At 31.8% G+C, this 11,666-nt stretch carries 9 protein-coding genes; 5 read left to right on the top strand and 4 right to left on the bottom strand.

Features of this window, described 5'->3' with window-relative positions; all coding sequences use genetic code 11:
- Nucleotides 1–2: 2 nt before the first annotated feature.
- Nucleotides 3–4,982, bottom strand: a complete 4,980-nt coding sequence (locus ACWNT5_RS16615) for a translocation/assembly module TamB domain-containing protein (RefSeq protein WP_456517967.1) — start codon at nt 4,980–4,982, stop codon at nt 3–5.
- Between the two features lie 221 nt (nt 4,983–5,203).
- Here ACWNT5_RS16615 and ACWNT5_RS16610 point away from each other — a divergent pair, with 221 nt between their 5' ends.
- Nucleotides 5,204–5,779 (top strand): pentapeptide repeat-containing protein, encoded by a 576-nt coding sequence (locus ACWNT5_RS16610; RefSeq protein ID WP_456517966.1) that lies wholly within the window; start codon nt 5,204–5,206, stop codon nt 5,777–5,779.
- Between the two features lie 19 nt (nt 5,780–5,798).
- Complete coding sequence (locus ACWNT5_RS16605; RefSeq protein WP_456517965.1) at nt 5,799–6,773, top strand: alpha/beta fold hydrolase; 975 nt, start codon at nt 5,799–5,801, stop codon at nt 6,771–6,773.
- A gap of 20 nt (nt 6,774–6,793) precedes the next feature.
- On the opposite strand, the gene pdxR is transcribed toward ACWNT5_RS16605, so the two are convergent.
- Complete coding sequence (pdxR, locus tag ACWNT5_RS16600) at nt 6,794–8,284, bottom strand: MocR-like pyridoxine biosynthesis transcription factor PdxR (RefSeq protein WP_456517964.1); 1,491 nt, start codon at nt 8,282–8,284, stop codon at nt 6,794–6,796.
- A gap of 73 nt (nt 8,285–8,357) precedes the next feature.
- On the opposite strand from pdxR, the gene ACWNT5_RS16595 reads away from it, so the two are divergent.
- The 3 genes from ACWNT5_RS16595 to ACWNT5_RS16585 are packed head-to-tail and all read left to right on the top strand — an operon-like array spanning nt 8,358 to nt 9,842.
- On the top strand, nt 8,358–9,023 hold the full coding sequence (locus tag ACWNT5_RS16595; protein ID WP_299601874.1) for a pyridoxamine 5'-phosphate oxidase family protein: 666 nt from the start codon (nt 8,358–8,360) through the stop codon (nt 9,021–9,023).
- 10 nt (nt 9,024–9,033) lie between these two features.
- Nucleotides 9,034–9,324 (top strand): DUF1272 domain-containing protein, encoded by a 291-nt coding sequence (locus tag ACWNT5_RS16590; RefSeq protein ID WP_456517963.1) that lies wholly within the window; start codon nt 9,034–9,036, stop codon nt 9,322–9,324.
- A 2-nt stretch (nt 9,325–9,326) separates the two neighbouring features.
- A complete protein-coding gene (locus tag ACWNT5_RS16585; protein WP_299601868.1) occupies nt 9,327–9,842 on the top strand; it encodes a GNAT family N-acetyltransferase in 516 nt (171 codons plus the stop codon).
- Here ACWNT5_RS16585 and ACWNT5_RS16580 read toward each other — a convergent pair whose 3' ends face one another.
- Both ACWNT5_RS16580 and ACWNT5_RS16575 read right to left on the bottom strand, forming a co-directional pair.
- Nucleotides 9,843–10,217, bottom strand: coding sequence for a hypothetical protein (locus ACWNT5_RS16580; protein WP_299601865.1), 375 nt, complete (start codon nt 10,215–10,217; stop codon nt 9,843–9,845). It abuts the gene before it with no gap.
- 114 nt (nt 10,218–10,331) lie between these two features.
- The gene (locus ACWNT5_RS16575) at nt 10,332–11,531 is read right to left on the bottom strand and encodes an alanine dehydrogenase (protein WP_299601862.1); all 1,200 of its coding nucleotides are present in this window, start codon (nt 11,529–11,531) and stop codon (nt 10,332–10,334) included.
- Nucleotides 11,532–11,666: the final 135 nt, after the last annotated feature.

The raw sequence follows: 11,666 nt of genomic DNA, 5'->3' as shown, positions 1-11,666 counted from the left end.
GTCTAATTTTCTTTTGATTTTTGTTTTTTTAGTTCTTCTTTAATGGATTTGGAAAATAACTCTTTAAATTCATTAAACTCTCGATTAAAAATAAACGCAATACCCGTTACAATCAATTGTCCATCAATAACACTTTCAAATTCATTTTTTCTAAATCCTTTAAGCCGATATCTTCCATTTTTCGTCAATAGATATTCCAGGCTAACATTGCCTATTACAGGTGTTGTTTCTGCTGAGTTTTGACTACTTCCTTCAATATCAACATCACTTCCTACTTGTACGATTAATCGATCGTTGAATAGTCTTTTTTGCGCATTAATTTCTAGTTGTGTTCTGTTTTGTGCAGCATTACCTTGATAATCAGTATAGCTGTTTAGACCAAAATCTAATTCGACTCCAGTATCTCCAATTAGTTTATCCGAGAAGCTATTGAGCTGGCCAGATAGTACTTTGTTTACATTATCTCTAGCTATGGAAACGGCACCACCATTACTTCCATCACTACCAGCATCTGGAAAAAATCTATTTAACACTAAAAGAGAAAAGACTTGTTTATTAAGTTCTTCTTCTTGACTGTTAAGTTGTTGTACCTGTCCATATACTTCTCCTCCTAAACTACCTTGTTCGTCCTCAGGCATGTCTAGTTGGAAAGAAATTTCTGGTTCCAAAAGCTGACCATCTACGTTTAGATATACTAGAAATGGTAGTTTTTGACGAAACTGATTTGTAATGCCAGAAGATTCTCCAGATGTTTTTGCCGCCATCAGAGAAGCTGCAGAAGTTTCTACGTTATAAATAGCGGTAACATCAAGTTTAGCATCTAATGGGTCTCCTAACCAGGTTATAGAACCTCCTGGAGCTATTTGAAATCTTCTTTTTACTATATTATAAAGACTTACTTCATAGTGTCCATCAGTAATATCATACCTTCCGGTTAGCGTTGTTCTACCGTTTGGTTCCATTCCAAATTTAAGTTCTCCTTCACCCGAGATCTGAAAATTATCTTTACTACGTTCGTCAATAACAATCTTAAAAACAGAACCTTTATCAATTTTTAATTTAGTGTTGATGTCATATCCCTTTAATAATGTATTAGCATATCGATCTTCTTCAACTCGAGTTATAATAGCATCAGGATTTTTCCGATTTACAAATACAACGATACCTTCACGTTCTTTAATTTCAAGCTCTGATTCAGGAACTATTAAAGTAAAATTGGAATCTTCATCGATGGCTAAATCACCTTTGATTTTAGGAATATCTAAATTTCCTTCTATATCTAAATCGGCTGTTATTTTTACATTTCCAAAGAAGAGATCATTGTTTTCTCTTGTAGCATTTAGTATCTGAAAGTTTTTCGTGTTTAGTGAAAGGTTAAAATCTGGATTATTCAAGTCTTTCGTACTTATTTTACCGTCTAAAGAAAAAGTATTTAAATTTTCATCTGCAATGGTGAAATTGTTTAAGGTTATATCTGTATTTGTAATACTTATATTTTCTTCTGGTAAAGTAAATCGTGTATTCAGAGAATTGACTATCATACTTGTGTTTTCAAAATGAAAAGTGCCTTTATAAATAGGGTTTAAAGTAGTTCCTTTAATTTTTGTATTACCACTAATGATACCTTTAGTCTCTGAGATTTGCTGGTTCATAAACTTTTCCAATACCTGAACTTGTAATTTTTCTAGGTTGAGATCAAAATTTATTTCCGACTCATTTTCTTTAGTCTGATAATCTCCATTGAGGTTTAATTTTACATTTTCTCCATTTAATAATAAACTCAGATCATAATTTTGAAAGCTTTTAGATGTAGCGTCTAGTGTAAGGTCTCCTAAAGTAATTCCTTTTACTTTTAATTCTTGAACATTTAGGTCTGCAATAAGACCAATTTGTTCAAAAGGGTTTTCAAAAATAATTTTACCATCTATAATACCATTAGCAAGAATTTCATCATCGCTTAGGATGGAAGTAAATGTAGATACATTGAAATTGTAAAAAGAAATACCTATATGCTTTTTGTCAATTTGAGAGTCATCTGAACTAATAATCAATTGTTGTTGATTTTGTTTTATTTCAAAATCTTTAAAATCTATATAATTTTTAGCTATGGTAATTTGGTTATTTGAGGAAATAGACCATGGATTTTTATCAAAAACAACAGATTTAGGGTCGATATGATAATATAGTGTGTCTTTTTTTAGTCGTAGTTCAGACTTAACAGAAGCAATCCTTTCAGTTTCGTTATAGGTGCTAAAATCCAAAAGTAAAGTTTGATCTTTTAAAACTCCCTCAAAAGCAGTTTTATTGATTTGGATTGGGTCTGATACTATACTTTTCCAGCCTAAAGAGAATTTTACATCCTCCTTATCGGCATCTATATTCAGACTAAGGCTATCTATACTACTATTGTTGTAATTAATAGACGGTGCATCTAAATTAACAATTAATTTTTCCTTGTCTTCACTAAAGTAAAGATTGGCAGTGATAGAATCTAATTCTTTAATACCTGGTAATAAAATATTACTTAAGATAGGTTTTTCTCGTACTACCAAATCCATTGTGATCTCAGCCGATTTTTGAATAGTATCTTTTATTTTATTTTCAGAAATATATGTTTTTAGTCTATTTTGTATTGAATGTATTATTTGATCAACTCCGGTATTAGCTAAGATATTTGCATCCAAAAATTCACTACCTATCAATACTTCGGATGTATTAGAATTACTTAAAGCATCAAATTTTATATCAGCTATTTGATAAGGTTCATTGTTCTTTACTACCAAAGCATCTGTGATTTTAGAGTGTAACCTAAAATCCTGAGAGTTTCCTGTGTAATCGAAAGATATTTTACATTGTGTTTTTATAATATCATTGGTGATAATACCTAAACCATTCAGATCGGCACCTGCAATATTCAAAAAACCATTTACCTTAGGTGAAATAGAATCTAAAACTAAATTTGTATTTAAAAGGAAATTTAAATTTCTATCTTTAAACTTAGCATTAACATTCCCTTTACCGTTAACTATTTCGCCACGTAATTTAAAATCAGAGAAGTTATATTCATTAATTGTTATTTCTTTAAAATCAGAATCTAAGGTTGCATTCAACGTATTTAGGGAGGATCCTGATCCTTTTATTTGTGCATTTAAAGTTATGGAGCCAAGTTGTTGGTTATTCAATAATTTTTGTAATTGAAATTTATCTACAGACACATCTCCATTGAATGAAATCTGATCCTTATTACTGTAATTGCCGCTTAGAAGAACAGATCCCATTGAAGATTTCAACAAAGTATTTCCGTCTAAATCATTTACATGTCCTGATATATTACCTTCTATACCGATTTCTGAAGGAAGATTTATTCCATAATCAGATTCATTAATAAATGCTTTTAAGTTCTGTTTTGTGGAAATAAAATTATACGAAATAGAGTCAAACTGTATTTGATTTTCGGTTAGAAGATTTTTTAAGTTACCTTCTAACTGTATTCTTGTGTCCTTGCCCCAATATAAATTAGGTATGCTAGTTTTAAAATCTGAAATTTTCCCTTTTAACGTTAGAGATCCGTGTAATCTTTTTTGTGCTAATGAATCGATATAATTATTTTGAGCTAAACTGGATTGAAAGTAGTAAGCATCTTTAATTCCTAAATTAAGTGTATCTAAAGTTATATCAAATATTGCTTTCTCTGGAGAGTTAACTAATGTAAAAAGAGAGTTGTATTGTATGTCAAAATTACCTTTTATATTACTTTCATTTGTCTGCATATAGACTTTTTCTAACCTTGTTGATGAGGTCTCATCTATAGTTATTACAGAAGAAAGATGCTTTAACTTAAAACCACTATGATCTGTAAATGCAGTTTTTTGTAGCTTTACGCCAGCTTTTCCTTTAGCAATATTCAGATTCTCTGCTTTTAATAAAATGGATTGTAAAGAAATATAGTTGGGATCAAATTGTTTTTCTTTTCTAAGGGTGGATTTGTTTTGAAACAAAAATGAATTATTTTCTAACGAAATAAAGTTAATATTCAATGTTAAATCAGGCCAATGAAAAGGCGACTCCTTTTGAGGTTGATTTTTTTTTGAATTACTTAGTGATTTCAATAAAATCTTAGAATCATCAAATTTAAATTCATTGATACTATATTCCTCATCTATAAGATTAATATAACTATTGTCAATATCCAGTTTTCCAATATTTGATGAAAAGGTAATACTATCGGGAACGGATTGATAAAATATATTTACCTGATCAATAGAAAAATAATCTATTTTAAACTTTGGTAACTCTGTATTATTCGATTTTGTATCAGAGCTGGTTGTAGTTAATTTTGTTTGTTTGAATCGAATATCTGAATCACTAAAGTAAAATCTTCTAATTCCGAAATTCTTGGTTAATAGGTCAAAGGTTTCCATATCAAAAGAAAGTTCGCCTAGTTTTATAGTACTATCGATACCTGCAGTTTCGTCTAAAAACAACACCTCAAAATCGGTAAGAGATACCCCTCCAATAATTATTGGAACATCAGAGGATGTTTTTGTAGTATCTGTTTGAGTCGTTAATGACTCTAATATAAAATCAAAGTTATAAGATTTAGTGTCTTTTTTTCTGGTTATATTAGCTTTTACTCCATCCCAATCTAATGATTTTAGATGGTAGCTTGTTCCTCTAATAAGAGGTAGTAAAGCTATTGATGCTTCTAATTTTTTTGAATAAAGAAGCGTGTCTTGTTTTTGATCTTCTATATAAAACTCTTCTAATAAAATATTACCAGAAAAAGTAACGTAAGCTTTACTAAGTTTTATAGTGGTTTTGGTCTCATTTGATAGATAGGAGATCAGTTTATTTACAATAATTTCCTGTCCCCATGGACTTCTAATAAAAAGTATGATAAACGCAAATAAAGTTACCAGAATTATTAAAATTTTAGCGATCCTTTTTATCCATTTATATTTTTGCTTTTTGACTTTATTCACAGAAGGAATTACTTGTTAGGTGATTTTAAACAAATGTACATTGTTAAAAGTTAATCTAATTCGAATTTTATCTTAATAAGATCTTAACCATATGGATTGGTGTAAAAGTTTTATCATATCAGTCAATAATAAATTTCTTAGTTAAGATTTATGCTTAATTTTACTTTTATCAAGTGATAGTTTACAAAAAGAATTAGTTTTTAAAAATTTTACTTTTTGATATGAATGATATGTTAGTAATCGAGAAAAACTTTATAGATCAGGATTTCTCAAAGCAAAAATTACCTGGTAATGAGTATGATAATTGCGAGTTTGTGAATTGTAATTTTTCAGAAGCAAATATGTCTGTAATTACTTTTATGGAATGTAGTTTTACCGATTGTAATTTTACGAATGTAATGCTTAAAGAAGCATCGTTTAAAGATAATTGTGTTTTTAAAAATTGTAAACTGTTAGGAGTAAACTTTAGTAGTTGTAATCCTTTTATGTTTTCTGCGAGCTTTGATGGTTGTGTATTAGATTATGTTTCTTTTTATGCTTTTGAACTCAAAAATACAAGTTTTAACAACTGCAAACTTTTAGAAACCGATTTTACCGAATCTGATATTACTGGTTCAATGTTTAATAATTGTGATTTAACCAAAACTATTTTTGAACAAACCAACGCTGAAAAAGTCGATTTTAGCACAGCCTTTAATTACACAATCAACCCAGAAATAAATAAGCTTAAGGGAGCTATTTTTTCTAAAACCAATTTACAAGGATTACTGCATAAATACCAACTTGTTTTCAAGTAGTCCATAAACTCTTAAAACCATGAGAAAATTTAAAAGATATAGGAAGCTGCTTATTTTTCTTGCCTTGATCTTCTTATCATTATTCTTTCTAGCAGATTTTGATATTCCTGTAGAAGAGTTAAAAGAAAAATATACCTATTCATATTCTAAGTTTGTGGAAATCGATGGAATGAATGTCCACTATACAGATCAAGGATCTGGCTTTCCAATTATATTATTGCATGGTAGCGGAGGATCGCTGCATACTTGGGAAGGTTGGGCAAATGAGTTAAAAACAAATTATCGCGTGATAAGCATAGATTTACCAGCTTTTGGGCTAACAGGTCGACATACGCGAGGAGATTATTCTATAAATAGTTATACAAAGTTCTTATACGATTTTGTAAACAATCTAAAACTTGATAGATTTCATCTAGCAGGTAATTCGTTAGGTGGAGGTATTGCTTGGAATTTCACATCGGATTATCCAGAAAGAGTAGATAAATTACTATTGTTAGATGCTTCTGGTAATAGACCAAAACCAAAGAAACAAACTACAGAGAATACAAAAAAGAAAGGTAGTAGTTTTTCTGTTTTCAGATTAGCGCGTATTCCTGTAATCAATAAATTATTTCTCTATTTTACACCAAAATCTATTATTCGTAATAACTTAGAACAAGTATACTATGATGATAGTAAGGTAACGGATACTTTGGTAGAGCAATATCATGATTTTGCATTAAGAGAAGGTAATCGCCAAGCTTTTATGGATAGACTTACGACGACAAGAGGAAACGATACATCACATAAATTAAAAGAGATAAATAATCCTACACTTATTCTTTGGGGGGAAAATGATCGTTGGATTTCTGTGAACTCTGCCTATAAGTTTAATGAGGATATCCCAAATTCTAAGTTAGTAATCATGAAGAAAACTGGCCATTTACCCATGGAAGAAAAGCCAGAAGAAAGTGTGAAAATAGCTATGAATTTTTTGGCTGAAGATTTGGAGTAGTTCTTTTAGAGGTGGATTCTTTATATACGTTCCATTACCTTTTCCAGGGTACTAATAACCGTTTTTATTTCATCTTTATCTAAAGCTGCAAAGCCAATTCTAATACCATTATGTCCAGAATTATCATTGTCATAGCGTCTCCATTCTGGATTAAAAGCAACGTTGAGTTTTAGAGCTTCGGTCATAACAACATCCCAATTATATGGTTGTTTAAGTCGCACCCAAACAGCCATACCGCCATTAGGAACTTTGAAATCAAAATAGTTATCTAGCTTTTCTCTAAGTAATTTGCAAAATAGATCACGTCGTTCTTTATATACCTTTCTTACTTTATTGCTATGTCTTTGTACATCACCATTAACAATCATTCTGGCAAGTGTCTGTTCCAATAAAGTATCACCTTGTCTATCTAATATGCGTCTTAGTCTTGCAGCTTCATCTACTACTTCTTTTGGAGCAATAAAATAACCAATTCGGAGTGCTGGAGCTATAATTTTTGTAAAACCACCAATATAAATAACATTTCCTTGTGTGTCATTACTAGCTAACGGTAGGATAGGAGCATTACTATAATGAAAATCATAGTCGTAATCATCCTCTATAATAGCAAAATGATATTGTTGAGCAAGATCCAAAAGATGCATGCGTCTTTCTGCTGATAACGTTACTGTAGTGGGATGGTGATGATGGGATGTTACGTATACAGCGCTGACCTTTTGTTGTTGGCATATACTTGCGATCTCACTAGTATTGATACCGTTATCATCTACAGAAACACGTTTTATAATACCATTGGCTTCCATAAATGTATTGTCGGCTGTCATATAATTTGTGTTCCCAGTGATTATCGTATTTTGATTATTAAGCAGTAATTGACTGGCAAGGTAAATTCCCATTTGACTGCCTCTAGTGATTAAGATGTTGTCTACAGTTGTTTTAAGACCTCTGCTTTGATTCAGATAAGAAACTAAAGCTTTTCTTAAATCTAGATTTCCATATGTGTCACCATATCCCAAAAGTTCTTTATGATGGATTTTGTTAGCAATGTTCCTATAATTTTTTGCAATGTCTTCTATTGGAGCTAACCGATGGTCAGGTACTCCTTCATCTACTTTTAGAGGAGCATGCAGAGCTTCAATTCCTTTTATGAATAGATGGTCTCTTTTCTTAAAATCAAAACCTACGGTGCTATGAGTATTAGAATCAGGAAGATGTTGAAATTCTTTAGGTTTGATAAGCGGAAGGTTCTTACTTACGAAGGTTCCCTTAGCTGGGATACTTTCTATCCAATCTTGTGACATCAATTCATCATAAGCAGCAACAACCGTTTTTCTGTGGATTTGTAAATCTTCAGATAATTTACGAGACCCGGGAAGCTTTGTTGACGGTGCTAATTTTCCAGATTTTATGAATCCAATCATCTGGTCACACAGTTGTAGGTATAAATGACGATTAGAATTTCTATCTAATTTAATATTACTTTTAAAAGGAAATATAACTGGACTACCCATTATATGATAACTGGATTAGTATATGAGTCCATAAAACTAATAATTTTGAATCAAATCAAAAAATGAACAAGAAATGTCAGAATATCAAGTAACAAAACTTAATAAAGTAGTCAGAGGATCCAAAAGAGCAAGGTATAATGTCGAAGAGATTCATCAAATTTTAGATGATACCTTCTTATGTCATATAGGCTACGTTTGGAGTGATAGCGCTATTGTAATACCTACTGCTTATGGAAGAGATGGAGATATCATCTATATTCATGGATCCTTAAAAAATAGGATGATGACTAATTTATTGGTAGTAGGTAAGGCGAGTATTTCAGTAACACATTTAGATGGTTTAGTAATGGCAAGATCTGCATTTCATCACTCTGCTAATTACAGATCTGCTACTATTTTTGGAAATGTAAGAAATGTAGAAGATTCCGAAGAAAAAATGAAGGCCCTAAAGTGTATTCTTGATCATATGGTTCCTGGACACTGGAATAATATTCGACAACCCAATGCTAAAGAAATTAATGCTACATTGGTCATGGCTATAAAAATAGATATGGCATCTGCCAAAGTAAGGGCAGAAGGAGTTGTGGATGAGAAAGAAGATCATGAATTACCAATCTGGGCTGGTGTAATTCCGATCAAGCAAGTTGCCCTAGCTCCAATATCAGAAAAAGATCTGAAAGTAGGAGTATCGATTCCTGAATCGGTATCTAATTATGTAACTAAGAATAAGTTATCCTAATTTTGTAATTATGTTAGAAATAAGACCTACTTGTGAGAATTGTAATAAATCATTACCTAATGATAGTAACCAAGCTATGATTTGTACTTTCGAATGCACATTCTGTAAAGATTGTGTAGATACTATCTTCCATAATGTATGTCCTAATTGTGGAGGAGGTTTTACTAAAAGACCTACAAGACCGTCACACTTATTGGAAAAATACCCAGTAGGTACTGAAATTGTTTATAAGCCAATAGATATAAATTTATTTGAGAAATTATTGATTCGGTTTAAAGGTGTTGAGGCTAGAAAACGATAATAATGACTATAACAATAAGAATAGCTACTATAACAGATGTAGAGGACATTTCTTTTTTAGGAAAAAAGACCTTTGATCAATCATTTGGTTATCTTTTTAACGATAAACAGGATCTTTTAGACTATTTAGAAAGAACATTTTCCTTGGCAAAACTAAAAACTAGTATAGGCAAACCTCATAATATATACTGGATTGTATTGTACGATGAAAAGCCTGTTGGATATGCAAAAATTCAATTGAATGCTCGATCTGAATTTATAGTGTCTAATAATTCATGTAAACTACAAAAGCTTTACCTATTACAAGACTATCTATCAAAAGGCATTGGAGGACAATTGCAACAATTAATTCTAAAAAAGGCTAAAGAAAGCAGTGATTATATATGGTTGTCGGTTCTAAAAGAGAATACAAAGGCTGTGTCTTTTTATCAAAGAGATAACTACAAAATTGTTGGGGAACACCCTTTTAGTATTGGCAAAGAAAACTTTGAGTTTTGGGTAATGGGCAGGGATTTATAATTATTTATTGATTTCCAAAGAATTTATCTTAGCAATAGAATCACAATTAGCAATCAATAGACTAACTAATTTTTCTTTGGCAACACCTTCTATAAAATAAGTTTTACAAGAATCTAGTTGGGTATTGCTCTTTCCGAAATCTACACTTCCTGAGGTAAGAATAGAAGAAATATCAGCAGTATCAATACTGTTATTGCGCATAGCTGTCAATACCTCTTCCGAAAATAGTCGTTCTTTAATTCTTATATTTTTGAGTACTCGAGCATTGGGAGAATAATCACAAGATGCATTTTTGCCACCTAGAAAAAAGAACAATAAAAACAATCCTATAATAAATCCAAAAAAATAAAATCCAAGTCGATGTGCTAGTTTCATGTACTGTAAAAATCAAAGCCCAAAAGTACACAAAGTTTATCGATTTAGATAGGCTTTGTATCTCAAAGAATCTGCAAATTCATATAGTAAAAGCAGATCCAATATTTTATGTTCTTAGAAAATCAATAAATTAATATCTCTGTAAGAAAGATCGAACCAATCTGCTATGGATTTACTGGTTAAAATGCCATGATAGAAATACAATCCACTTTTTAATCCTCTATCAAAACGCACTGCGTTTTCAATACCGCCTTCATCTCCAATTTGAAGTAAATACGGTGTGAAAATATTACTAATGGATAGGGAAGAGGTCTTAGCATAACGAGATGGAATGTTTGGTACACAATAATGCACCACACCATGTTTCTCGAAAGTAGGATGATCATGAGAGGTAACTTCGCTAGTTTCGAAACAACCACCCATATCAATACTCACATCGATCACTACAGCTCCTTTTTTCATGCGTTCTACCATGGTTTCCGAAACAATAATTGGGGATCTGTTTTTGCCTCTTACCGCTCCAATCACAACATCACATCGACGTAATGCTTTTAATAGGTTTTTGGGTTGTATGGTTGAGGTATACAAAGGTCTTCCCATATTGGTTTGTATGCAACGTAATTTGGTAATAGAATTGTCAAATATCTTTACATTAGCGCCAAGTCCAATAGCAGATCGTGCTGCGAATTCACCAACTGTACCAGCACCAACAATCACAACCTCTACAGGTGGAACACCACTAATATTACCCATCATAAGTCCAGAACCTTGGGTAGCACTACTCATTAATTCTGAGGCGATGAGTACCGCTGCGGTTCCTGCTATTTCGCTGAGAGCTCTTACTGCTGGATATGCACCATCTGCATCTCTTATAAACTCAAAACCAAGTGCTGTGATTCTTTTCTTTGCTAATTCTTGAAAATAGACTTTGGATTGGGTTTTTAACTGTAAGGCAGAGATTAAAACCGTTTGTGGATTAATGTGCTCTAGTTCTTCTAACGAAGGTGGTTCTACTTTTAGGATTATCGGACAACCAAAAACCTTGGTAGTATCTTTGGTAATTTCGGCACCAGCTTCACTATATTCTCTATCTGTAAAACTTGCACCAATACCGGCGTTAGATTCTAATAATACTCTATGTCCATGGGCTGTTAACGCTGCTACAGCATCAGGTGTAAGACATACACGCTTTTCTTGATAACTGGTTTCTTTTGGGATGCCTATGAATAGTTTTCCTTTTTTCTTTGCCACTTCAATCATTTCTTCCTGCGGCAATAGTTGTTCTTTGGTAAAAGGCGAGGTTGGTTTACTCATTTGTGTGTCATTCTGTATCTCAAATTACGAATAAAAATGAATAGCATCCAAATTTAGTATTACCGTATTTGTAATAAAAACATTCGTAAGTTATATAATACTTGATCTCTATTAGGATTAATTAACAGACTCGCA

Source organism: Aquimarina sp. 433 (assembly GCF_054054605.1).
The sequence above is the reverse complement of the archived record's forward strand: the minus strand, read 5'-3'. Positions and strand labels throughout refer to the sequence as shown.